Genomic DNA, 25,635 nt, shown 5'->3' on the forward strand with positions numbered 1-25,635 from the left:
TTTGAATGCTTCCAAAACAAGTAGAAAAGGGTGATTTAGCAACTCCTTGTTTTAGAGCTATGTTGTTTTGAATGCTTCCAAAACGTAGAAGCAATTTCAAAAGTCGGTGATGAAGTTTTAGAGCTATGTTGTTTTGAATGCTTCCAAAACACATTTTCGGCAGAAGTTGACATGTTATTTGTTTTAGAGCTATGTTGTTTTGAATGCTTCCAAAACTATCAAAGCTATGCAAAGAGGACACTTGAAGTTTTAGAGCTATGTTGTTTTGAATGCTTCCAAAACTGGTGAACAATCTGAAGGTGACTATTCGTTGTTTTAGAGCTATGTTGTTTTGAATGCTTCCAAAACACAACACATCAGTGCAATCTATCAAGTCATGTTTTAGAGCTATGTTGTTTTGAATGCTTCCAAAACGAAGAAACAAACAAAAATACTCCGAGCTATGTTTTAGAGCTATGTTGTGTTTTGAATATTAACAAGATTATTTAACTACCAGACTTAAGGATAATTTCGCGATGTGTTAGTTTGATTTTCCATCCTATCATCATTTTATTTGCATCTTACCCAGATTTTTGTTACTATAATGATACAATTTTAACTCTTAGGGGAGTAACCAGTAGCAAGAAAAGGCTGCGCTAATGTCAACAGTAAGTTAACGACTTGTCGTTTTCTGGTATTAGATGAAATGGTGAGACTTAAGACAAGTAAACAACTTGTCTTAAGTCTCTTTTTTGTTAAATGGCACTCTAACTTAGGAGAAGAGAAAGGGAAGAAGAATATTGGAAAAGGAAACGTATCAAGTTGAACTTGACGAAGTAATGGAGAAAGTTGCTAGTCAGTCATCAGGATTAACGCAACAAGAAGCAAGTAAACGTTTAGAAACAAATGGCTTCAACCAATTAAAAGAAGCGCCTAAAAAATCAACATGGTCTTTATTTTTTGAAACATTTAAAGATGCAATGGTTATCGTTTTATTAGTCGTTGCTGTGGTTCAAATGTTAATGGGAGCGTATGTCGAGTCTCTCGTTATTTTCATCGTGTTAATGATGAACTCTGTTGTGAGTGTCATTCAAACTAAAAAAGCTGAAGGTTCACTAGACGCTTTAAAAAGCTTATCAGCACCTGATGCGAATGTTATTCGTGATGGGAAAGAAACAGTTATCTTAGCTAAAGAATTAGTTGTTGGTGATGTGGTTATTTTAGAAGCAGGAGATTATGTTCCTGCTGATGGTCGCTTACTTGAAGCGGGCTCTTTAAAAATTGACGAAGGTATGTTAACTGGTGAATCTGTTCCTGTTGAGAAAACGTTAGATGTAATCAATGGAGATGTGCCAATTGGTGACAGAACGAATATGGTCTTTAGTGGAACTATCGTTACTTATGGACGTGGTCTTTTCTTAGTTACTGCAACAGCAAATGACACAGAGATTGGTCAAGTTGCAGGTCTTTTAGAAAGTACAAGCGAACAAAAAACACCACTACAACGTGGTTTAGATAAATTTAGTAAGAAATTAAGTGTTTGGATTTTAATTTTATCGATTATTATTTTAGCCGTTCAAGTGGTTCGAATTTTTGTTAATGGCGGATCAGGAGATATGACAGCTGATTTATTGAATGCCTTTATGTTTGCCGTAGCCGTAGCTGTAGCAGCGATTCCAGAGGCGTTACAATCAATCGTTACAATTGTTTTATCTATTGGAACAAAACAAATGGCTACAAAACATGCGATTATTCGTCATTTACCAGCTGTTGAAACTCTAGGGTCAACAAGTGTAGTTTGTACCGATAAAACAGGAACACTGACTCAAAATAAAATGACTGTTGTGGATCATTACTTACCAAGTAGTCAAACAGAAACCATTTCAGATAATCCAACTGAATGGAATGAAGCGATTCAACGCATTATGGACATCAGTTTATTAGCTAATGATGCGGCTATTACTGAGGAAGGCGAAAAAATTGGGGACCCAACAGAAGTAGCTTTCCTTGATTACACTGAAAAGTTAAATGCGCCTTACCGTAACACACGTGATAAATATCCAAGATTACAAGAATTACCATTTGATTCAGATAGAAAACTAATGTCTACACTTCATTCAATTAACAATGAATTTGTATTAATGACTAAAGGTGGACCAGACGTTCTTCTAGGACGCAGCACAAAAGTATTAGTTGATGGAGAAGTATTACCATTAACAAGTGACATGTTAGCAGAGATTCAAGAGAAAAATGAAGGCTTCTCAAAACGTGCTTTACGTGTGTTGGCATTTGCTTACAAACCAATTGATGCCAATCGTGAATTAACATTAGATGATGAAAATGACTTGATTTTCGTTGGTTTAATGGCTATGATTGATCCACCAAGAGAGCAAGTAAAAGATGCTGTAAAAGATGCTAAGAGTGCAGGGATTAAAACAGTTATGATTACTGGAGACCATAAGACAACAGCTGTTGCTATTGCCCGTGAGATTGGTATTTCAGTTGATGGGGATATGGCGTTAACTGGAACAGAATTAGATGCTTTAACAGAAGAAGAATTATTAAGAGATTTAGAAAAAATTACGGTTTATGCTCGTGTTTCTCCTGAAAACAAAATCCGTATTGTCCGTGCTTGGCAAGATAAAGGTAACGTATCAGCTATGACTGGTGACGGTGTGAATGATGCGCCTGCCTTGAAACAAGCCGATATCGGAATTGCCATGGGAACAGGAACTGACGTAGCTAAAGATGCTGCTGCTATGATTTTAACAGATGATAACTTTGCTTCTATTATCAGCGCTGTAAAAGTGGGACGTAATGTTTTTGACAATATTAAAAAAGCCATTGCCTATCTTTTCTCAGGTAACTTAGGTGCGATTATTGCTATCTTATTTGCCTTAGTAGTTGGTTGGGATAACCCATTCACTGCGTTACAATTACTATTTATTAACTTAGTTAATGATTCTCTTCCAGCGATTGCTTTAGGTATGGAAAAAGCAGAACCAACTATTATGCAAAAAGCCCCAAGAGATCCTAACGAAAGTATTTTCTCTGGTGAAACATTAACATCAGTAATTTACCGTGGTTCATTAATTGGTGTGGCTGTTATTATTGGTCAATGGATTGGTATGCAAGTATCTCCTGAATTAGGTGTGGCAATGGCCTTCTCAACACTTATTTGGAGTCGTACATTACAAACATTCCCAGCAAGATCAAATAGTGAATCTGCTATTAAAGCTGGTTTCTTCTCAAATAAAATGGTTATTACAGCCGTTAGTGTGTGTACAGCTCTTTACTGTGTGACATTGTTACCTGGTTTACGTTCAGTATTCTCACTTCCAGCAGAATTTACTTTAACTTACATTGGTATTTCAATTGCTCTTGCAGTTGGTGCTATTGTCTTAATGGAAGTTGCTAAACTTATTTTTAAAAAGAAAAATAGCTAATTATTAGAGAGGTTAGGACTGCAGAGTCTTAGCCTCTTTTCTATTTGTAAAAGAATCGTTTATAATAACTATATTAGGAGGGATGAAAATGAAAACAATTTATTTAGTAAGACATGGTCAAACCTTATTCAACGTACAGAAGAAAATCCAAGGTTTTTGTGATTCACCACTCACAGAGTTGGGAGTAGCGCAAGCAAAAATCGCTGGAACCTATTTTAAAGAGGCAGGTATTGACCTTGAAGAGGCTCATGTTTCCACTTCAGAAAGAGCCATAGATACACTTCAATTGATAACAGAGTTACCATTTAAGACTCATAAAAACTTACGTGAGTGGAACTTTGGGACTTATGAAGGTGAGGGAGAGCATCTTAATCCACCACTGCCTTACTTAGATTTCTTTGTTCAATTTGGCGGGGAATCACAAGAAGAATTATCTAATCGCATTAACAAAAGTATCACTAATATTGCAACAGAGTCAGAAAATAATGCTATTTTGATTGTCTCTCATGGAGCAGCTATAGCTAATTTTTACCGAAAGTGGGAAGATTTTAGTGATGTAAAACGAACGTCACCTATTAAAAATTGTTCTATCATGATTTATGATTACGATGGTGATGTGTTTAGGTTGCGTGAGATTATTAATCATGATTTCAGTAGCTTAGAAAACTAATATATCAGTAAAATAGCTAAACAATGGATAAATCTGTTGTTTAGTTTTTTGGTTTTAGAAATATAATCTCAATCTGTAGAAGTTTTTAGTGATATAATGAAAAAGATAAAATAGAACTAGGAGATGTCACAGATGAATAATAATGTCACGCTTGAAACTATAAGAGAAAATAGAGAGAGATTGGTTAATGGGAGAGTTAATTATTTTACTGAACTAGTAAAAATAGCAGTAAGTCTAACAAATGAAATGGAAAATGAAGTGAACGAGGAAATCAAGGGATTGAAATCAATGCTCGTTTTAGAGACGGTTACTATGATGACAACTTCATGGAGAAATACACTTCCTTTTAATCTGTTTGTTTCAAAAAAAGCAGCAGAATTTGTAGGGAAATTAGGCGTGAAAGATTTACGAAATCATGATTATAGTCTAAAAATCGGTATGGAAGACATTATTGCTAATATTGAGGAACCATGGTTTCTTTCAGTTGCTGAAAACTTAAATGATCAAGACGTTGCTAAATTAAACAAAGCCCTAAAAAAAGGTGATAAAGCTTTGAATTCAAATGTGATGCTACATTGGGAACATGCTTATACGGGTAAAATGTTTAGTAACCATGTCATGGAGTTGATTAGTCATTTAAGTAATAGTCAAGCTAGTGAAGATACTATTTCTGAAAAAGTACAGGAATTAGTTAACAAACAAGCTATCGTTTGGATTTTAAAGACTGAAAATTATGTATTAACAGAAAAAGGCTATAAAGATACTAGAGATATTGATTGGGAAACAGCCTATAAAGAGTGTGGAATTGACTTATGTGACGTGTCAAAAGAAGACTATCAAAATAGTTTTGGTAAAGATTGGTAGAATAATTAAATAGATGAGTGATAGGAGAGATGGTTGCTAGTTCGTAGAAGCCATCTTTTTTATGTCTCAATGAATTGACAGATAATTCAAAAAGGAGTATGCTTTTAAAGTTAATTCGGAACCGAATTGTTCGGGTTCGATAGTTCGAAAGGAGATTTACATGAATCAACAACTTATTAAAGATATTTTGCTTTCTTTAAGAGAGCTTAGAAAAGAAACTCATACGTTACTTGAAGAGCAATCAGGCAAGTATTATATTTCTATTACTCATTTATTTATCTTAGATACCATCAGAAATACCCCTAAGATTTCATTACAGCAATTAGCTAAAAGGGTGAATTTAAGTCCAAGTTCAACTTCAGAAGCAGTCGAAAAAATGGTTAAATTAGGCTATGTTTCAAGAGAACAGAGCGAAACTAATCGACGTGCGATTGAGCTGATGCTTACAGAATTAGGTTTAGAAACACTAAAAGAAACCTATGAAAATTGGATTCAGGATTTTTCGTTATTTGATGCCATTGGAGAAGAAAAACTTACTTCTTTCTACAACACTCAGCAAGAGATGATTGAGCTATTAAAAGAAAGGAGAGAGCAAAATGGGGCAAACAAAACAAAGTAAACAAGATATCACTGTTTTAGCCATTCTTTTATTTGGAACTTTTTTAAGTTTTCTAAATCAAACACTAATGAATGTCGCTTTACCAAGTGTCATGAGAGATTTTGATATCACAGCAGCTCAGGGGCAGTGGTTATCAAATGGATACATGCTGATTAGTGGAGTCATGATTCCTGCTACAGCCTTTTTAATTGACCGATTTAAAACACGTCATTTATATTTAACTTCAATGGTTGTGTTTACTGTCGGAACTTTAATTGCTTCTATTTCTGTTAATTACCCTATGTTAATTATGGGTAGAATGATTCAAGCTCTTGGTGCAGGACCAATTAGCCCATTGATGACTGTTGTTATAATGAACATGTTTCCTGTTCAAAGTCGAGGAAAAGCCATGGGATTCATTGGATTAGCTATGAACTTTGCACCTGCTATTGGACCGACTCTTTCAGGTTGGATTGTTCAAACGTATAATTGGCGAGCGATTTTTTACGTGATTTTACCACTTGCTGCGATTAATCTAGTTGTCGCCTTCTTTAGCTTAAAGAATTTTGGCGAACAAAAATACCCTGTCTTTAACTTCTTAGGAGTTGTTCTATCAACTGTTGGTTTAGGAAGCTTATTACTTGGATTTAGTAACGCAGGTGATAAACCTTGGTTAACAATAGATGTTCTAGGATTCATTACATTAGGACTTGTTGTGACAGGATTATTTATTTATCAACAAACACATACAAAAACACCACTTTTAAACTTCTCAGTGTTTAAACACTCGATCTTTACGATTGCTTCGATTACAAACTTTGTGGTTATCATGGGACTTTATGGTGGAATGATCTTACTTCCGTTATTCTTACAAAACGTACAAGGCGTGTCACCTATGACTTCTGGTATGGTACTTTTACCAGGGGCGTTGGTAATGGCCTTTATGTCACCTATTACAGGGGCATTATATGATCGCATGGGTGCTAAGTACTTAAGTTTCACTGGATTGATTATTTTAACAGTGGGAACTTTCATGTTTAGTTTGGTTGAATTAAATACTAGCTTAACGTATTTAGCGACGGTTCAAGGTATTCGCTCTTTTGGGTTAGCGTTAGCTATGATGCCACTTCAAACAGACGCTTTAAATGATTTACCACTTGAATTAATGTCTCATGGATCTGCTATGTACAACACGATTAGACAAATTGCTGGTTCTATCGGGACTGCTCTTCTTGTCACAGTGATGAGTCTAGCTACAACACAATACGCAACAAATAACGTTGGTGTTAGTATTGAAGTAGCAACATTACACGGTATAAAAATTGCGTATATTGGTGTGACAATCATTTCGTTAATCGCTACTGGTTTATGCTTAAAACTAAAAACTAAAGAGAAATAAAAACAGGATGAAGGATAATACTATTCATTAAGTTGAGGATATGATAATATTTCTTATATGAAGATATGATTTCTTATTAAGAAAAGGAGCGAGAGGTATGTCTCAACCGAAACCATATGGTACTGTTTTAATAAAAGCAGCTAAGATTTTGGATTATCTAGCTGATTCAACAGGAAATGTTACGCTAAAAGAAATAGCGAGTGCATCGGAATTAACAACATCAACAACATTAAAAATTTTAGACACATTAATTTTAATTGGTTATGTTAGTAAAGATGAAAAGAATAAAACTTATTTTTTAGGATCTGCTCTTGTAAAGTATGGACAAGTATATTCCAAAAATTCCATGCTAAAAAATATCGCTGAAGCTAGTTTAGAAAATTTACAAGCAGAGGTAGATGAGACCATTCACTTAGGTATGGTTCAAAATAATCAATTGATTTATATAGACAAACTGGAGCCTAAAAAACAATCTATTTATATGTCTTCAAAAGTAGGAAGTACGCGTCCTCTGTACTCTACAGGCATGGGAAAAATATTTTTAGCCAATTTTGATGAAGATCAACTAGAGCATTATTTTTCAAAAGTACCTTTAGAAGCATATACGGAAAATACGATAACCAATAAGTTTCTCATGATGAAAGAATTAGAAAAAATACAAGAAACAAGTATTGCTTTTGATAATGAAGAGATGGAAAAAGATTGTTTTTGTATTGCTATGCCAATCATTAATAAACAAAATAATTTAGAAGGTTCTTTCAGTGTCAGCATGCCTAAATTTAGGGCGACAGAGGATACCATCAATAAGACTATTCAAAAAATGACAGAAGCAAAAAAGAATATTGAAACCAACTTAAATTAATTGTTACCCTTTAGATTTCTACTAGTGAGAAATTTAAAGGGTTTTTTTATTTTTTGAAAATGGTTGCATTTTATTAATTATTAGCTATAATAAAAGTATAAAATTTCTTAAAAAGAAATAGTATTTCCAAATAGGAAAAGGAGAGGTTCGGAAATGAAGATGAAAACAAGGTATGGTAGTAGTCCTGAAATGATTAGACATTTTTCAACAACCCAATTGAGAGATGAGTTTTTAGTGGAAGAGCTATTTGTCCCAGGCAAAGTCTGTCTAACGTATACCCACAATGATCGCATGATTTTTGGAGGAGTAACTCCTACTGAAAGTGAGTTAGAAATAAAACTTTCTAAAGAACTAGGTGTTAGCTACTTTTTAGAACGACGTGAATTAGGAGTTATCAATATTGGGGGACCAGGTTATATAGTAATTGATGGTGTGTCAGAACCAATGAAAAAACAAGATGGTTACTATATTGGAAAAGAAACAAAGGAAGTACTCTTTAAATCAGAAGATGCTAGTAACCCGGCTAAATTTTACTGTGTATCTGTGCCAGCGCACAAAAAATACCCAAATGTAAAAATCAGTATTGATGAAATTACACCTTTTGAAACTGGTGAAGCTAAAACACTTAATGAAAGAAAAATTTTCCAATATATTCATCCGAATATTTGTGACAGCTGTCAGTTGCAAATGGGTTATACCATATTAGCAGAAGGTTCATCTTGGAACACAATGCCTTGTCATACTCACGAAAGAAGAATGGAAACTTATTTGTATTTTGATATGGATCCTGATACACGAGTATTTCATTTTATGGGCACACCAGATGAAACAAAGCATTTAGTGATTGGTAATGAACAAGCAGCTATCTCACCTAGTTGGTCAATTCATACAGGTGTGGCAACTGCAGATTATACATTTATTTGGGCAATGTGTGGGGAAAATATTACATATGATGATATGGATATGATTCCAATGAGTGAGTTGAAATAAGAAAGGGGAAAAAGTATGACATTTAGTATGGATTCTTTTAGATTAGATGGAAAAGTGGCATTAGTAACAGGTGGTATTTATGGAATAGGTTTTGGGATTGCCCAAGCATTATCAGAAGCAGGAGCAACTATTGTTTATAATAGTGTGACAGAGGCTTCAGTAGCTGAAGGTGCGGAAAACTATAAAAACGCAGGTATTGATGCTAAAGGGTATGTATTTGATGTAACGGATGAAGAAGCTGTGATTAAAGCTGTTAAACAAATCGAAGAAGAAGTAGGCACAATTGACATCTTAGTGAATAATGCAGGCATTATTAAGCGTACGCCGATGTTAGAGATGTCAGTCGAAGATTTCAGACAAGTAATCGATATTGACTTAAATGGTCCTTTTATTATGTCCAAAGCTGTTTTACCAGGCATGATTGAAAAAGGAAGCGGTAAAATCATTAATATTTGTTCAATGATGAGTGAATTAGGACGTGAGACAGTTAGTGCATATGCAGCTGCTAAGGGTGGTTTGAAGATGTTAACTAAAAATATTTGTTCAGAATTTGGTGAACATAATATCCAATGTAATGGAATTGGACCGGGTTATATCGCGACGCCTCAAACAGCCCCATTAAGAGAAGAAGGACACCCATTCAATGATTTTATTATTGCTAAAACACCAGCCGCTCGATGGGGAACGGTAGAAGATTTACAAGGCTCAGCAGTATTTCTATCATCACAAGCATCAGATTTTGTTAATGGTCATATTCTGTATGTTGATGGTGGTATTCTAGCGTATATTGGAAAACAACCTTAATAAACGCGAGTAGTACGAATCTCGTGCTACTCTTTTTATTTTTTATACAAGGATGGGAAAACAAATGACATTTTATAAAACACTAGATACAACAAGTCGATATATTCTTTTTTGTTGTTTCTTTATTTTCTTTGTTAATGGTCTTTACTCTATGATATTTGGTTCAATATTACCCATTCTCAGTGAGACATATCAACTAAGTGACACGATTAGTGGTGTCCTATTGTCTGCTCATCAAGCAGGAAACTTAATTGCAGGTTTTATTGCTGGACTATTACCTATTTACTATGGAAGAAAAAAATCAATTTTATTTTTAAGTAGCTTTGTTATAATCGGCTTTTTTCTAATGATTGTAACGAGTCAGCCATTGTTGTTATTGTTAGGCTTTTTCTTTACAGGAATTAGTAGAGGAAGTATTTCAAATTTCAACAATAAAACTGTCAATGATATTTCTAACAGTAATCCGGTGGCATTAAATTTTCTTCATAGTATGTTTGCTATTGGGGCACTTTTATCACCTTTTCTAGTTCTAGGTGTTAGCTCATTGTTTGGGAGTTCGGGTTGGAAAGTAGCTCTTATCACGATTATTATCTTAATCATTATTTCTCAAGTGATGTTTAGTAAGATGCCGATTGAAGAGGATAACTTAGTAAGAAAAAACAGAGGTAAAAAAGATTATTCTTTTTTTAAAGATGCTTTGTTTTGGAATACAATAAGTATCATTTTTTTCTATCTTTGCGCAGAGTCTGCCATTACAGGATGGCTAGTGACTTACTTTATTAGTCAAGAGTTACTAACTATTTCTCAAGCACAAATGATTTCATCTCTTCTTTGGTTGTCTATTCTAATCGGACGCCTCATGTGTGTATTTATGAGTGGGCGCTTGTCAAAGGGGATACTTATAACAGTGATAAGTATTGGGAGCAGTTTATTTTATTTATTATTACTTAATAGTAATAGTCTAGCCATGATTGTCTTCTCTATTTTAGGTTTAGGAATTTCCATGGGAGGAATTTACCCAACAGCGATGACAATAGCAGGTCAGTCAATCAAAAAACATCCTATGGCATTAGGTTGGATTTTAGTGATAGGTGGTCTAGGTGGCATAACTATGCCAATGATAACGGGGTATTTATCTGAAAAATTGACAATTTTTCATGGTATGGCAGCTATAATTATAGCCATTGTATTGATGTTACTAAGTGTATTTTGGTATCAATTGGTTAATGAAAAAAAGGAGATATATAAATGAAAAAAGTAAAAACATTATCAATGTTAGAAGAAAATGGCTTAGTTGCTGTTATTCGAGGTAATTCAAAGTTAGAGGGAATAGAACTATCAAAAGCAGTTGTCACAGGTGGTATTACATCGATAGAAGTAGCATATACAACACCCGAAGCAAGTGGCGTGATCTCAGTATTAAAGGAAATGTATCAAGATAATCCAACGGTTGTTATAGGAGCTGGAACTGTTCTAGATGAGGTAACTGCTAGACTATCGATTTTAGCAGGAGCTGATTTTGTGGTGAGTCCATCTTTTGATATAGAAGTAGCACAACTATGTAATTTATATCAAGTTCCCTATATGCCAGGTTGTATGACTATTACTGAGATAAATACGGCTTTACAAGCTGGAGTCGATATCATTAAAGTGTTTCCAGGTGATATAGTGGGAAGTCAGTTTATCAAAAATATCAAGGGGCCTCTTCCTCATGTGAACTTAATGCCAACTGGAGGGGTTAATCTTGAGAACATGGCTGATTGGTTTGAAAAAGGAGTTATTGCTGTTGGTATAGGAGGTAATTTAACTGTGGGGATGACGCCAGGAGATTATCGTCCAGTAATTAGTAACTCAGAAAAATATGTCGCTAAGTTAAATGAAATTAGAGGGAAATAGCTATGGGGAGAGTACTAACTTTAGGAGAAATATTACTTAGATATTCTACAGAAAGAGGAGAAAAAATACAGGATACTCGAAAGTTTTCATCTTACTATGGTGGTAGTGAACCTAATGTTGCGATTGGTTTATCAGGGCTTGGTCACAAGACTCAACTCCTTTCTGCGGTACCAAATAATCAATTGGGACAAGGTGCTATGGCAAATCTTCGTCATTATGGTGTTGACACATCCCTCGTTAAAATGACTGGTGAGAGAATGGGTGTTTACTACGTTGAAAGTGGGGCTGGTAACAGAGCCACTTCTGTTTTGTATGATAGAAAGTACTCAAGTATTTCTGAATTAAAAGAAAATCCATGGCAAGATGAGTTATTATTTCAAGGTGTAGATATTTTCCATGTTTCAGGAATCACCACTGCTTTATCAAAGGATTTACTTGAAACAACCATCGAACTAATGGAGTTGGCAAAAAAAAATCATGTGAAAGTTTCTTTTGATAGTAACTATCGAGCTAAACTTTGGTGTTTAGAAGATGCGTTACAAGCTTATAAAAGAATACTACCTTTAGTAGACTTTTTGTCTGCTAGTAAGTTAGATGCAATTAATATTCTTGGTGTTGAAGAAAAAGAATTTGATACTCAAGAACAAGAGTTAGCATACTACTATCAAGAGATAGAAGCGCTATATCCTAATATTGAAAAAATATATTCAACAGTGAGAGATGTTGTATCGACTGATGAAAATTATTTAATGGGAAGTCTATGGGAAAACCACAAACTATTTTGTTCTAAAAGGTATCATGTGACACAGATTGTTGAACGTATAGGTGGAGGAGATTCTTTTTCAGCAGGAATGCTGCATTCATTTCTGACGGAGAAAACGGCTAAAGAAGCAAGTGAATTTGCTACCGGGATGTCTGTATTAAAACATACTTATTTGGGAGATGCTGTTGAGTTTAGCCAAAATGAAATCGAAGCATTTATTGCTAGTAAATCAAGTAAAATAAATCGTTAGAAAGAGGTAGTTATTATGCTAACATTATCACTAAAAAATAATAATGAAGTGACTGATACAAGAAAAGGGCAAGAAGAAACATATTTAGCTTTTAAACGTTATGCTTATCAAGCAGGCGACTATTTTGAATTAACTACATCAGAACCTGGTCAATATGTTTGGGTCCAAATGGACGCTGCTATTGAACCAAGTTTGATTTTTATGAGAGAATGCAACTGGCGATATAACGTTATTTTAGAGGAATCACTAAAGCGAGCTTACTCACCTAGTGTTTTTATGGGGGAGCGTCATTATGCCAAAGCTTGGTTACCAACTAAGGAAGAAGTAAACCAGTACCGTAATTTGGCTAAAAATTCTCATGATCAAAAAGATGATTCTTATGTTTATCCTCATGCCTTTGCCAATGTTGAAACACGGAATGATTCCACATTTTTTGCAAGAAATGCGATTGATGGCATATTAGCTAATGAGGATCATGGAGCATATCCATATCAATCTTGGGGAATTAATCAAAGATCAGATGCTAAGATAACAATCGATTTTGGTTGTGAGGTACTTATTGACAAACTAGCATTAGTACTGAGAGCAGATTATCCACATGATAGTTTTTGGACACAAGTAACAGTTGAATTATCCACTGGGGAAGAATACATCTTTCAAACAACTGATTCTTTAGATAGACAATTTTTCGATTTACCTAAAACAAAAATTACTCATTTAACTCTAAAAGAGTTAATAAAAAATGAGGATGAATCACCTTTTCCAGCATTAACACAAATTGAAGTATACGGAAAAATAGGATAAACGTTTACAAATAGATTGTCTATCGCTTATACTTTTGTAAACGTTTCGACATTATTATCGAAAAAGTGATAAAGATTAAGAACAGAAAAAAATTATAGGATGATCAGTGTGAATAAAATAGATTACTTGCTTTTTTTGGAAAAATATTTTGAAGCTATAACTGAGTTAACAGAAACTAGTTGTTTTTTTGCCACAACTCAATTTGTTTCTGATAAGACAAATAAAAAGACAAATATTGTGAATCATCATTTAAATAATTTATTCAAAGAAGATCAATTAATTAAAATAAATTCGAAACCAGTTTATTATTTACCTAAAAAATCATTAGAAACTTTTTTAGCGAGAAAAGTTGAAAAATCTGTTTATGAGTCCTTTAAAGAATTAACGGAAGAGAGTCGAGATGTGTTTGATCAGTTGATAGGAAGCCAATACAGCTTAAATCATGTGATTAAACAAGGAAAAATTGCTTTGAGTTATCCCCCTAAAGGGATGCCATTTTTACTAACTGGACCAACAGGATCAGGTAAGACTTTTTTAGTGAAACAGTTTTATGAGTATGCTAAAAGTAATCAGATGGTTCCTAATGATGCACCATTGATTACATTTAATTGTGCTGAGTATGCTGATAATCCTGAATTGTTATCTTCAAAATTATTCGGCTATAGAAAAGGAAGCTTTACAGGTGCTGAGTCTGATAGAAAAGGTTTGCTAGAGTTAAGTGACAAAGGAATTTTATTTATTGATGAAGTGCATAGACTGACTCCTGAAAATCAAGAAAAATTATTCTATTTTATTGATGAAGGGAAGTATAAGCCGATTGGGGAAAATGAAGAGTGGCATTATTCAGATGTTAGGCTGATGTTTGCCACAACTGAATCAGTAGATGATTATTTACTAGAAACTTTTATCAGACGAATCCCAATTGTCTCTCAAGTTCCTTCCTTGGAAGAAAGAGGAACTAGAGAGAAAAGAGACTTCTTGTATTATTTTTTTAAAAAAGAAGCAGGACTTTTAAACAAACAAATTTTAATTGAAGACTCATTGTTTCGTTTTTTATTAGCATTTAACTTCTCTGGAAATGTAGGAGAACTTCAGAATTTAATCAAATATATTTGTGGTAATAGTTATGTGAGACAAGGTGGCATTGAGACATTAAATGTGTCTGTAGGAGATTTACCTGAAAAATTGAAAAAAGAGGCATTTAAAAGTATTGATTTCAATCAAAAACCTCCAATTGAAATTAGTCCGAATGGTAAAATAGTTGATTCCAGTTATCAGTCAATGAGTGTTTTCTTTGAATCTATTTATGCTGATTTAAATGAAGTAGGTTGCCAGTATCAAGAAAATGAAATCAGCTTTTATCATTGGATTAATGACTCGTTCGAGCGAATAGAATCTCAATTTAAATTGATTGATAATCGATTTTTAATTGATAAATATCAAAAGGTAAAACTTCAAACCATTATAGAAGAAATATGTCGTGTAATGTTTGAAACTCATCAAATCGAAGTTCACCAAGAGACAAAAGAAATCCTGCTTACTTTTTTAGAATTGCTTATTTCAAGAGAAACTAAAACAATCTATCCAGATGAGGTTGCTTCTAGCTACAATGTATTGTTTAGTGAGAAATTAGAGTATGTCAAAAACACAGTAGAGTTGTTTGTTTTCTTGTTTAGAGAAATGACTACTGTAGGCAATGTTGTTTTAAACGAGTGGGATTATCTCATGTTGCATATGATTTTTTCTTATTACGGAAGATTAAAGAATAAAGAGCAAATTAATGGAGTTATTATCTGTCATGGAAAGAGTACAGCAACAAGTATTGCTGAGACAACAAATACGATGATCGGTCAGAAAGTGTATCAAGGAATTGATATGGATTTAGAGGTTAGTTTTTCTGAAATTATTGTAAAACTTCAGCGTTATCTATCTTTACATGAAACAGCCAATGGTACGATTATCTTAATCGATATTGGGCATACTCAAGATTTGAAAAAAGCGTTAGAAACGAGAGTAGATGGTTCGATTGTTATTATTAACAATGTGTCCACACAATTAGCTTTAGACGTTGGCTTTAGGATTGTGAATCATGAGAATATCGAAGTGATTGGTAAAGAGTCTTCCTCCCAACATTTTTCAAGTTTTTCATTGTTTCAACCTGAGAAGAAAAAAGTACCAGCGTTAATTATTTCTTGTCAGTCAGGCATTGGAACGGCCAAAAAATTACAAGAAGTTATTTCTGCTAATCTACCAAGAAACACGCCTATTCAATTAGTTTTATCAGACTATAGTCATTTGAAAAGAATGAAAACAAACACCACGATGTTTAATCGTTATGAAATTATTGGTATTTTAGGAACAGCAGATCCAGAAGTTGCAGGAGTGAAGTATATAGGCATTGATGATTTAGTATCTGAGGACGGTCATCAATTTGTTTCTGAGATTTTTAATGATTATTTAAACTATCATGAAATTCAAGAGTTAAATAATGGTGTTATGAAAACATTGTCGTTAGAAAATTTAGTAACAATGTTAAGCATCTTAAATCCGGAAAAAACAATAGAATTGATTTCTGAAATGATTGTCTTTTGGGAAAAGACTTTTAAAATTGAAATACCCAATAATTTAAAAACAGCTCTTTATATTCATATCAGCTGTATGATTGAACGTGTTATTACAAGAGAATACGTTAAAAATCAGCACCTTGATCAAGTTGAGTTTGAAAAAAATCATGGTTTCTTTATCGAGACGATTAAAAATGGTTTGGAGAAGTTTGAATCAGTTTATCATGTTGAGGTAGATATGGGAGAAATCTTCTATTTACATCAATTGTTCCAAGCAAATCTAATTGGATTTACTTTTTAAGAAAGTAAATCCAATTTTTTTTGATATACATCCAATATCCGTATTTGAAAAGGCTATCAGGTGACGTTTTCTAAAAGTTGGCACGACAATTGCTATATATTAAGTGAGATTAAAGAAGGAGAGATGCTAGATGATTAGAGAAGACTTACTTAATGCACAACGTTATTATAGTTCAGGCTATTTATCAAAAAAAGAAATTACGGATGCTTTGGATAGAGCGATTATATTAATCGATGAGAATATTAAAAAATTTGGAGAAACGTACCCTAGTCCAGCTACCAAAAATGGCTTTTATGAAAAAATGAAAAACATTGAATGGACCAATGGTTTTTGGACAGGGATGCTTTGGATTGCATACGAGTACACAGGAGATGAAAAATACCGTCAATTAGCAGATCGACATGTGGATGATTTTTTAAATCGAATTGAGGATAAGGTAGAAGTTGATCACCATGACTTAGGTTTTTTATACATTCCATCATGTGTCAGTGCTTATAAATTAACAGGTAATGAAAATGCCAAAAAAGCCTCTATTTTAGCAGCAGACCAGTTGATATCAAGGTATCAAGAAAAGGGAGGATTTATTCAAGCTTGGGGAGAGTTGGGTGCAGCAGATAATTATCGATTAATTGTCGATTGCATGTTGAATATTCCCTTACTATATTGGGCTACTGAAGAAACAGGTAAGGCTATTTATAAAAATATTGCTGATCAACACTATGAGACAACTATGAAAACAGCAGTTAGAGAAAATGCCTCTAGTTACCACACTTACTATTTTGACCCAGAAACAGGAGAACCATTAAAAGGTGTTACTAGACAAGGCTATTCAGACGATTCTAGTTGGGCAAGAGGGCAAGCATGGGTAGTTTATGGTATTGCGTTACAATACTATCAAACACAAAATGATGAATTAGTGGACGATTTTAAAGCTGTGACTAACTATTTACTAAATCGTTTACCTGAAGATTTAGTTCCTTATTGGGATTTAATTTTTTCTGATGGCAGTGGTCAGTCGAGAGATTCTTCCTCTGGGGCAATTGCAATTTGTGGGATGAATGAGATGTTGAAATATTTGCCAGAGTCTGATGAACTGGGAATGACCTATCGTCAAGCAAGTCATGCTATGCTAGCAAGTCTGATTAAAGACTATACTTACAAGGATTTAGAAAAAGAAAATGGGTTGTTGACTCACGGAGTTTATTCTTGGCATTCTGGAAAAGGAGTAGACGAAGCAAATATTTGGGGCGACTACTTTTATATGGAAGCCTTGATTAGATTTTATAAAAATTGGAAATTATATTGGTAGGAGGAGTAATAAATGACAACACCGAATATTAAAATGGTAAGAATAGATGAACGATTGATCCACGGACAAGGGCAACTTTGGATTAACTCATTAGGAGCAAATTTAGTTATTGTAGCAAATGATGAGGTATCAACTAGTAGTATTCAACAAACATTGATGAAATCATTGATTTCAAAATCAATTGGTATGAGATTTTTCAGTATAGAAGAGACGTGCGAAAAAATTCATAAAGCTTCTCCGAAACAATCAATCTTTCTAGTAGCCAAAGATCCAAAAGATATTTTGAGATTAGTTGAGGGTGGTGTTCCTATAACAGAATTAAACGTGGGTAATATTCACTATGCTGAAGGAAAAAAACAATTAACAAATTATATCTCTGTTGGGGAGGAGGATCTATCGGCTCTTAAAAAATTACGCTTGGAACACGGTCTACACTTTAACACTCAAACCACACCAATGGGGGGAGATTCAGGTGCTGGTGGGTTAGATTTAAACAAATACGTTGAAGAAAATTAAGAAAAAAGGGAGATAAGAAAATGGATGCATCATTATTACAGGCATTGTTAGTAGGGTTATTTGTATCATTTTGTTTAATTGGTCAATTAATTGGTATTTATACGAATAGAGCTATATTTTTAGCTTTTGGTGTTGGGCTGATTTTAGGAGATGTTCAGACAGGGTTGATTATGGGAGCAACTGCTGAACTTGCATTTATGGGATTTGGTGTTGGAGCAGGTGGTACAGTACCGCCGAACCCAATCGGACCAGGTGTTGTTGGTACGATTATGGCCATTGCTTTGAAAGATACAGGAATGGACGTAGAAACAGCTCTGTCGTTATCGTTTCCATTTGCAGTAATGATTCAATTTGTGATTACCTTTATTTACTCACTTAATGCAGGATCACTTAGTTGGTCAACAAAAGCTATTCAATCTGGTAATTACAAATCATTTAAATTAACATCTAATTTTACTTTTATCGGATTTGCTATTTTTGGTTTTATTATGGGATTTGTTGCAACAATGAGTATCGATGTGTTACGTAGCTTTGTTAATATTATTCCTGAAGCTCTTATTTCAGGTTTATCTGTTGCAGGTGGTTTATTGCCAGCAATTGGTTTTGCAATGATTCTAAATGTAATGGTTAAAAAAGAATTTATTCCAGCCATTTTACTTGGATATGTATGTATCTCATATCTTCAAATGCCAGTTATTGGATTAGCGTTTGTCGGAGCAATCTTAGCTCTTAACAATTTTTACAATAAAGGTAACGGCGGATCTGATGAACAAGAGGAGGTAATTGAAGATGGAATCTAATAAACAACCAGTATTAACTAAAAAAGATTATTTAAAAACGAGTGTGCGTTCATACGTGCTACAAAATGGATTTAACTATGGGAACTACCAAGGAACAGGTTATGCCAATATTATTTTTCCAGCACTGCGTAAAATTTATAAAGATGATGAAGAAAAATTAAAAGAAGTAACGATTTCAAACTTAGAATTTTACAACACAAATCCACAATTAGTTCCTTTTATTACAAGTATGCAGTTAGCTATGTATGATAATGGACAAAGTGAAGAAGATACAAGAGCGATTAAATTTGCTTTGATGGGACCTTTATCAGGAATTGGTGATTCTTTATCACAATTTGGTTTAGCGCCTTTGTTCTCAACAATTGCAGCAGGGATGGCATTAGATGGTTTAATTGCAGGTCCTATATTCTTTATCGTGTGTATGTTTGGTATTACATTTGGAATTCGTATGTTAATGGGATTCTTGGGTTATAAACTTGGAACTGGAGTTATTGAAACTTTAAGTGAAAAAATGGCAAGTATTGCAACAATTGCTACAACAATTGGTGTGACAGTAATCTCTGGTTTATCTGTTTCCTTTGTAAAGGCTAATTTAGCTTTGGAGTATGCGACAACCGTTGAAGGAGAAGAACAAATAGTTGCTCTTCAAACTGTTTTTGATAAAATTGCACCTAATTTATTACCTGTTCTTGTTACAGCTGGGGTTTATATTTTAATCAGAAAATATAAATGGTCTACGTATCGTTTGATTGGTTTATTAATTGTTTTAGGTATCGTGTTATCTATGTTAGGAATCTTAAAATAGTAGGGTGGGATTGTCGTGTTTAAAGTATGTATTGTAGGTCATGGTAATTATCCATCAGGAGTATGCTCTGCCCTTAAATTATTATCAGGAAATGATGAAGGAATTCATTATTTTGATTTAGATCATCAGCTAACTCATGAAGAGTATGAAAAACAATTAACATTGTTTTTAGAAGAAAACGATAAAGTATTGATTTTTGCTGATATGACAGGAGGGGCACCACATCAAATAGCCACAAGATTGATTGTCTCCTTAGAAAAAACAAGTCAGTATATTGTTTCTAGTGTATCTCTAAACTTAATTTTAGATATGACGATGAAAAATAGTATGCAATTACTTGATGTAGATAACATTGAGTTGGAGTTAGCTAAAAGTATTGAAGAAAGTAAAGAGATGGTTATGGTCATGCCAGAATCCTCTGAAACAATTGAAAATACTGAAGAGATAGTTGATGAGGGTATCTAATATGGGAACTGTTAGCATCATCTTGCTTTTCGTCTTAGTCATTTTGTATGTGGTAGTCATTCCTCTAGCAAGAAAGCAATATCAGAAAAAGCAGATAACGGAGATGTCATCATTCATTGATAACTTAGCTGTTGGTGATCAAGTAATTATGAACAGTGGTATTGTAGGTAGCATTACTAAAATTGAGGCTTATTTATTTCATATTAGCATTTCTAGTAACACCGTGATACGAGTAGATAAACATTCCATTTTAGGAAAATTCGAAGAAAAATAGCAAGATGTTAAAACGCATAAAACCAAACCAATCGGGTTGAGTTTTATGCGTTTTAATCTTAGATAATGTGATAATTAAAAAGGAGAGTAACCTATGACAATAGCAACTTTTATTAAAAAAAATGAACCAAATAGTGAATTAGCATTAAAAAATAGTGACTATTTAATGGAGAATAATTTTCTGTTTACCCATCCTTACGACATGGAACCATGTCATGAGATTGTATCGTTTCCCAAAAAAATAGATTGGTTACATATCCCGTTTGGTGATGAAGAGTGGTGTTTTATGCTAAATCGTCAAGAGTATTTGTTAGATTTATGCATCTCTTACCAAGGAACATTGGATAAAAAGTATCTGCTTAAAGGAAAAGAACTCATTCTTGATTGGATTTCAGGCAATCAACAACCCAAAGATTGGCGAACCATAGATACTGGTATCAGATTAGTTTATTGGAAGATCATGCTAGATGAGTTGTTAAAAGAGTCGATTCTGACAACTAGTGAATTAAGATTGATTGAAAAAAGTGTGGTCAATCAATTGTATTACCTTGATAAAGAGTACATTGAAAAATATGATCTTAGCAATTGGGGAATATTAATTTCATCGGGATTTTTTATGATTCAGCTAGTGTTTAAGAATTGTGTGCCAATTAGCATGAATCAAAAAATGCTTTTAAGGTTAGAAAATCAATTAAAACTTCAAATTCAACCATCTGGAAACCACTGGGAACAATCTCCACTTTATTTTATGGAAGTATTGAGGAGTTTAGTCTTTTTAGATGTGTCTAAGGCTATACCAGATGAAAAAATACAACAACAGTTAGAGCAGAAAATCTTGTTAATGTATCATTACATGCCGCATTTTGTCACACCAGAAGGAACAACTATTTTGCAAGGTGATACAGATTGTATGATTGTAGACGACATGGCTCAAACAATAGGTATTTTATATAATCGTCCTATTCCACCGCTTTTCACTAAAAGAGTCTCTGTGGACTATGCGACTCTTTTATTAAGTCACGAAACAATTACTTACAACGAGTGGAAACAAGGTATTACTAGATTAACAGATAAACAGTTTATAAAAAAAATGATAGATTCTTACACAGGGAATATCTATTATCATTCAGATTGGTCTGATGCAAGTGATTATTTTCATTTATACAATGGCTCATTAGGAAGTGGTCATGGGCACCTTAGCCTAAATCATATTGATATTTCTATGAAAGGGAGAAATGTTTTTGTTGATAGTGGGCGCTTTACATATGTTGAGTCATCTATAAGAAAAGAATTAAAGAAATCAACTCATCATAATACGTTGATAGCTAACAAACAACCTTTTGGAAAGGTTAAAGATTCTTGGAGTTATGACGACGTTCCAACTAGTATGGGAGTACAACATGCAGAAACAAAAGATTTTGTTGTAAGTCGTAGTGTGTATCTAGATAGACAAGAAGGCTGTATATTTAAAATTTATCGGACTATTATGTACTTTAAGCGCGAGAGGGATTTTTTAATTATTGATCAGGTGATTGATTTGCTTGGGAGTAGTTTAAATGAAATGAATCGCCATTTTCATTTACAACCAAATTGCAAAGTAACAAAAGATGCTAACAAACTAAAAATTCAACAAGAGCGAACTGATATAGTGACTGCTTATTTTAGTGAGGCAACAGTTGATATTCTGGAAACAAACTATTCTCGAGTATACAATCAGTTAGAATCTAGTAAAAAAATAGTAACTACAAGTGATAAACCCCATCATTTTTTATATCTAACACAAAAAAATGATATGACTATTAATAAATGTGCTATTAGAAAGTCTGATGGAACAAGTTGGGATGAAGACAGATGTTTTGGGATTGAAATAAAGAGAAAGGAGATCACCTATCTTATTCATTCCGCTATTGAAGATACCTATAAGGGGCATAAATTATATTTTTTAAATGACTTACCAGTCTATGGACAATTAAGTAGTTACAAAATTGATTCACAAGAAACCACCTATGAAAGAATTTTATAAAATCGAAAAAAACTTATTAAGTAAAAGAAAACTTTATTTAATAGGTTTTTTTAATACTCTTAAACAAACTTAATGTATTATAAGACGTTAGTTATAGAAGTTGGACTCGTTTTCCGTGTTGACAACCGAAATAAAAAAAGTTATAGTGAAAGTGGTTACTACCAGATGGTCGTGATTAGTTGTTAGAAAGGAGAGTTAACTATGATTAATGCAGTGATAACAGGTCACGGAGAATATTCGTTAGGAATGCTAAATGCTTTAGAGATGATTGCTGGAGAACAAGAAAAAATAAAAGCGGTTACTTTTTTAAACGATGAAGCCATGGAAACCTATCAAGAAAAATTACTTGAAGCAATAAACGAGGTAACTGAGGAAGGTTCTGACATTATTATTTTTACAGATTTAAAAGGAGGAACACCTTTTAATGTTTCTATGTTATTAACCAATAGTATGCCTCATGTCAAAGTATTAGCAGGCTCTAATTTACCTATTATTTTAGAATTTGTTGGACAACGTTATATGGAACAATCAATTGATCAGGCACTAGAGACTCTTTTAGAAACAGGCAAATCAGGTTTAATGGTGGGAGAATTAGTCACTAACACAAAAGAAAATGAAGAAGATGGTATTTAATTATGTGGGAAAACATTTTATACACATCCATAGCCCTTATTATCATTATTGTCTTTATAGCGGCCGTTGTTTATGTCGTTAATATGAAGAATTTAAAAAAACAAAAAGAACATTTTAAACAGATTCATCAAAGCATTCAAGTGGGTGCCAAAGTAGAGGTTCTAAATGGAATATACGGAAAAGTTGCTGCAATTAACGAAGATACGATTGATTTAAAAGTAAAATCAGGTTCAATTGTTGAGGTTTCTAGATACGCAGTCACAAAAGTCTTATAAAAAATGGAGGAATAGAAAAATGGCTAATATTTTATTAACAAGAATAGATAATCGATTGATTCATGGACAAGTAGCAACACAATGGAGTGGCTCAATTGGAGCAAATTTAATTTTAGTAGCAAACGATAAAGTAGCAGCAGATACCGTACGACAAGGCTTGATGGATATGGCAGCACCAGCTGGCGTAGCTACACGATATTTTACGTTGCAAAAAACGATAGATATCATCCATAAAGCAGCAGATCGTCAAAAGATTTTTATTGTTGTGGAATCACCAGAGGATGCTTTGGCACTTGTTGAGGGTGGCGTTGAAATAAAAAAAGTCAATATCGGTAACATGCACATGTCAGAAGGTAAACGTCAAGTAGCGACTTCAGTTGCTGTAGATGACAAAGATGTAGCAGCCTTCAAAAAATTAGAAGAAAAGGGAGTGAAGTTGGAAATTCAACGTGTACCGTCAACATCAGTCGAGGACATTTCTAAATTATACAAATAAAAGGAGGGAATTCTAATGGATTATTCAATTATCCAGGTATTATTAATCTTTATTGTAACGTTTATTGTTGCGATTGATCAATTTAGCTTTTTAGAATCTTTGTATCAACCGATTGTAACAGGTATGGTTGTTGGTTTTATTCTTGGAGACGTTCAAACAGGGCTTGTTGTAGGGGGAACGTACCAGTTAATGACAATTGGTAACATGCCAGTTGGTGGGGCTCAACCACCAAATGCTGTTATAGGTGGTATAATGGCAGCCGTCTTAGCTATTACTTTAAAACTTGAGCCTGCAGCAGCTGTAGCAACAGCAATTCCATTCTCTTTATTAGGTCAATACGGAGTAACATTAATTTTCTCATTAATGTCTCCAGTTATGTCAGTAGCTGATAGATATGCTCATGAAGCAAATGATAAAGGTATTGATAGAATTAACTACCTATCAATGGCTGCATTAGGAACTATTTTTGGTGTTATTGTTACATTATTCTTTATCGGTGGAGCAACATTTGGAGAAACTGTTGTTAACATGATTCCTGAATGGTTAATGGGAGGATTATCTGCAGCAGGAGGCATGATGCGTTATGTAGGTTTTGCGATTCTGATGAAAGTAATGCTTTCAAAAGACCTATGGGGATTCTTATTTGCTGGTTTTGCAATGGCGACAATCGTTATGGCTTCTCCAACATTAAGTGGCCCAGCATTAATTATTTTAGCATTCATCGGATTTGCAATTGCTTTCTGGGATTTCCAAATCCAAACAAAATTTAAATCACACCAAGCTCAAACATACGAAGGAGGAGAAGAAGATGGCATATAATATTCCTGATACGTATAAGGATCAAGCTCCAGCAGAAATGCTTGATAACAAAACATTGAATAAAATGGTTTGGCGTTCTTTATTCTTACAAGCTTCCTTTAACTATGAACGTATGCAAGCTGGTGGTTGGTTATACTCGATTTTACCTGGTTTAAAAAAGATTCATAAAGATAAAGATGACCTGGCAGCATCTATGAGTCATAACTTAGAGTTCTTTAATACTCACCCATTCTTAGTTAACTTTGTTATGGGGATTGTCTTGTCACTGGAACAAAATAAAGCAGACATTCCAACAATTCGTGCGGTACGTGTTGCGGCGATGGGACCTCTTGGAGGAATTGGAGATGCGTTATTCTGGTTTACATTAGTACCGATTACAGCAGGTATTACTGCTAATATGGCTATTAACGGAAATATTGCAGCACCATTCATTTTCCTTTTAATCTTTAATGCGGCTCAGTTTGGTTTGAGGTTCTTCTTGATGCGTTGGTCATATAAGATGGGGACTAATGCCATCAGTATTCTAACTGAAAATGCAAAAGAGTTTACTCGTGCGGCAAGTATTCTAGGTGTGTTTATTGTTGGTTCTTTAATTTCTGTTTACGGTGCAACTAAAATCAATGTTAATATTCCAAATGGAACAACTAATGAAGTTCGACAAGTTACAACAATCGTCCCTTCAAAAGACGATGTTAGTAAATACGATGAGTTCCTTTATAAAGCTGATGATAGTGGCAAACTAACAGAAGATTTACAAGATAATGCAAGCGTAACTGAATTATCAACAGGCGAATATGAAGTCGTATTCAATCAAAACCACGAGAAAGAAGTAACAATCAATTTACAAGAAATTTTAGATGGGATACTGCCTCAGTTAATTCCACTAGCTATTTCATTGTTACTGTTCTTCCTGTTATCTAAACGTGGTTGGACACCATTAAAATGTATTGGTTTACTATTTATTATAGGTTTAATTGGATCTGGATTTGGCATTTGGCCATCAATCTGGCCATAAAAAGAAAAAGGTTGAT

The 25,635-nt window shown here is 33.8% G+C and carries 25 protein-coding genes and 1 CRISPR repeat array; all 25 genes read left to right on the forward strand.

The genetic code is table 11. The annotated features are described in order from the left end of the window. Positions 1 to 48 precede the first annotated feature (48 nt). Positions 49 to 414: direct repeats of the CRISPR family, unit length 36 nt; unit sequence GTTTTAGAGCTATGTTGTTTTGAATGCTTCCAAAAC. A gap of 365 nt (positions 415 to 779) precedes the next feature. Next, positions 780 to 3,425, forward strand: a complete 2,646-nt coding sequence (locus tag DOK76_RS11720) for a cation-translocating P-type ATPase (RefSeq protein WP_206968002.1) — start codon at positions 780 to 782, stop codon at positions 3,423 to 3,425. A gap of 82 nt (positions 3,426 to 3,507) precedes the next feature. Next, positions 3,508 to 4,095, forward strand: coding sequence for a histidine phosphatase family protein (locus DOK76_RS11725; protein ID WP_206968004.1), 588 nt, complete (start codon positions 3,508 to 3,510; stop codon positions 4,093 to 4,095). Between the two features lie 132 nt (positions 4,096 to 4,227). Next, positions 4,228 to 4,959, forward strand: a complete 732-nt coding sequence (locus tag DOK76_RS11730; protein WP_206968006.1) for a hypothetical protein — start codon at positions 4,228 to 4,230, stop codon at positions 4,957 to 4,959. 160 nt (positions 4,960 to 5,119) lie between these two features. After that, on the forward strand, positions 5,120 to 5,578 hold the full coding sequence (locus DOK76_RS11735; protein WP_206968008.1) for a MarR family winged helix-turn-helix transcriptional regulator: 459 nt from the start codon (positions 5,120 to 5,122) through the stop codon (positions 5,576 to 5,578). Further along, positions 5,556 to 6,956, forward strand: coding sequence for a DHA2 family efflux MFS transporter permease subunit (locus DOK76_RS11740; protein ID WP_206968010.1), 1,401 nt, complete (start codon positions 5,556 to 5,558; stop codon positions 6,954 to 6,956). Before DOK76_RS11735 ends, DOK76_RS11740 begins: the two co-directional genes overlap by 23 nt. A 97-nt stretch (positions 6,957 to 7,053) precedes the next feature. Continuing rightward, positions 7,054 to 7,818: an IclR family transcriptional regulator gene (locus DOK76_RS11745; RefSeq protein WP_206968012.1), complete on the forward strand. Its 765-nt coding sequence runs from the start codon at positions 7,054 to 7,056 to the stop codon at positions 7,816 to 7,818. A 159-nt stretch (positions 7,819 to 7,977) separates the two neighbouring features. Further along, positions 7,978 to 8,808: a 5-dehydro-4-deoxy-D-glucuronate isomerase gene (gene kduI, locus DOK76_RS11750; protein ID WP_206968132.1), complete on the forward strand. Its 831-nt coding sequence runs from the start codon at positions 7,978 to 7,980 to the stop codon at positions 8,806 to 8,808. 15 nt (positions 8,809 to 8,823) lie between these two features. Next, on the forward strand, positions 8,824 to 9,612 hold the full coding sequence (locus DOK76_RS11755; RefSeq protein WP_206968014.1) for a gluconate 5-dehydrogenase: 789 nt from the start codon (positions 8,824 to 8,826) through the stop codon (positions 9,610 to 9,612). Positions 9,613 to 9,676: 64 nt separating this feature from the next. After that, a complete protein-coding gene (locus tag DOK76_RS11760) occupies positions 9,677 to 10,864 on the forward strand; it encodes an MFS transporter (RefSeq protein WP_206968016.1) in 1,188 nt (395 codons plus the stop codon). Then, positions 10,861 to 11,508 carry a bifunctional 2-keto-4-hydroxyglutarate aldolase/2-keto-3-deoxy-6-phosphogluconate aldolase gene (locus tag DOK76_RS11765; protein WP_206968018.1) on the forward strand — a complete coding sequence of 216 codons (648 nt, stop codon included), beginning with the start codon at positions 10,861 to 10,863 and terminating at the stop codon, positions 11,506 to 11,508. The genes DOK76_RS11760 and DOK76_RS11765 overlap by 4 nt, the downstream gene beginning before the upstream one ends. 2 nt (positions 11,509 to 11,510) lie before the next feature. Beyond that, positions 11,511 to 12,521 carry a sugar kinase gene (locus tag DOK76_RS11770; protein WP_206968020.1) on the forward strand — a complete coding sequence of 337 codons (1,011 nt, stop codon included), beginning with the start codon at positions 11,511 to 11,513 and terminating at the stop codon, positions 12,519 to 12,521. 15 nt (positions 12,522 to 12,536) lie between these two features. Then, complete coding sequence (locus DOK76_RS11775; RefSeq protein WP_206968021.1) at positions 12,537 to 13,325, forward strand: hypothetical protein; 789 nt, start codon at positions 12,537 to 12,539, stop codon at positions 13,323 to 13,325. A gap of 108 nt (positions 13,326 to 13,433) precedes the next feature. Then, complete coding sequence (locus DOK76_RS11780; RefSeq protein ID WP_206968023.1) at positions 13,434 to 16,190, forward strand: sigma 54-interacting transcriptional regulator; 2,757 nt, start codon at positions 13,434 to 13,436, stop codon at positions 16,188 to 16,190. Positions 16,191 to 16,320: 130 nt separating this feature from the next. Next, entirely contained in the window at positions 16,321 to 17,499 is a 1,179-nt protein-coding gene (locus tag DOK76_RS11785; RefSeq protein ID WP_206968025.1) for a glycoside hydrolase family 88 protein, read from the forward strand. Positions 17,500 to 17,511: 12 nt separating this feature from the next. Further along, positions 17,512 to 18,015, forward strand: a complete 504-nt coding sequence (locus DOK76_RS11790) for a PTS sugar transporter subunit IIB (RefSeq protein WP_206968027.1) — start codon at positions 17,512 to 17,514, stop codon at positions 18,013 to 18,015. 20 nt (positions 18,016 to 18,035) lie between these two features. Beyond that, positions 18,036 to 18,815 (forward strand): PTS mannose/fructose/sorbose/N-acetylgalactosamine transporter subunit IIC, encoded by a 780-nt coding sequence (locus tag DOK76_RS11795; protein ID WP_206968029.1) that lies wholly within the window; start codon positions 18,036 to 18,038, stop codon positions 18,813 to 18,815. Next, complete coding sequence (locus tag DOK76_RS11800; protein WP_206968031.1) at positions 18,805 to 19,620, forward strand: PTS system mannose/fructose/sorbose family transporter subunit IID; 816 nt, start codon at positions 18,805 to 18,807, stop codon at positions 19,618 to 19,620. Before DOK76_RS11795 ends, DOK76_RS11800 begins: the two co-directional genes overlap by 11 nt. A 15-nt stretch (positions 19,621 to 19,635) precedes the next feature. Beyond that, positions 19,636 to 20,085 carry a PTS sugar transporter subunit IIA gene (locus tag DOK76_RS11805; RefSeq protein WP_206968033.1) on the forward strand — a complete coding sequence of 150 codons (450 nt, stop codon included), beginning with the start codon at positions 19,636 to 19,638 and terminating at the stop codon, positions 20,083 to 20,085. Then, positions 20,072 to 20,359: a preprotein translocase subunit YajC gene (gene yajC, locus DOK76_RS11810; protein WP_206968035.1), complete on the forward strand. Its 288-nt coding sequence runs from the start codon at positions 20,072 to 20,074 to the stop codon at positions 20,357 to 20,359. The genes DOK76_RS11805 and yajC (DOK76_RS11810) overlap by 14 nt, the downstream gene beginning before the upstream one ends. Positions 20,360 to 20,452: 93 nt before the next feature. Beyond that, positions 20,453 to 22,381, forward strand: coding sequence for a heparinase II/III domain-containing protein (locus tag DOK76_RS11815; protein ID WP_206968037.1), 1,929 nt, complete (start codon positions 20,453 to 20,455; stop codon positions 22,379 to 22,381). Positions 22,382 to 22,582: 201 nt separating this feature from the next. Continuing rightward, positions 22,583 to 23,014, forward strand: a complete 432-nt coding sequence (locus DOK76_RS11820) for a PTS sugar transporter subunit IIA (protein WP_206968039.1) — start codon at positions 22,583 to 22,585, stop codon at positions 23,012 to 23,014. A gap of 2 nt (positions 23,015 to 23,016) precedes the next feature. Continuing rightward, positions 23,017 to 23,289 (forward strand): preprotein translocase subunit YajC, encoded by a 273-nt coding sequence (yajC, locus tag DOK76_RS11825; protein WP_206968041.1) that lies wholly within the window; start codon positions 23,017 to 23,019, stop codon positions 23,287 to 23,289. 19 nt (positions 23,290 to 23,308) lie between these two features. Beyond that, positions 23,309 to 23,785, forward strand: coding sequence for a PTS N-acetylgalactosamine transporter subunit IIB (agaV, locus tag DOK76_RS11830; protein WP_206968043.1), 477 nt, complete (start codon positions 23,309 to 23,311; stop codon positions 23,783 to 23,785). Positions 23,786 to 23,800: 15 nt separating this feature from the next. After that, on the forward strand, positions 23,801 to 24,604 hold the full coding sequence (locus DOK76_RS11835) for a PTS mannose/fructose/sorbose/N-acetylgalactosamine transporter subunit IIC (RefSeq protein WP_206968045.1): 804 nt from the start codon (positions 23,801 to 23,803) through the stop codon (positions 24,602 to 24,604). Beyond that, entirely contained in the window at positions 24,594 to 25,619 is a 1,026-nt protein-coding gene (locus DOK76_RS11840) for a PTS system mannose/fructose/sorbose family transporter subunit IID (RefSeq protein ID WP_206968048.1), read from the forward strand. Before DOK76_RS11835 ends, DOK76_RS11840 begins: the two co-directional genes overlap by 11 nt. Positions 25,620 to 25,635: the final 16 nt, after the last annotated feature.

The organism is Candidatus Vagococcus giribetii, from assembly GCF_017316185.1.
Taxonomy (GTDB): domain Bacteria; phylum Bacillota; class Bacilli; order Lactobacillales; family Vagococcaceae; genus Vagococcus; species Vagococcus giribetii.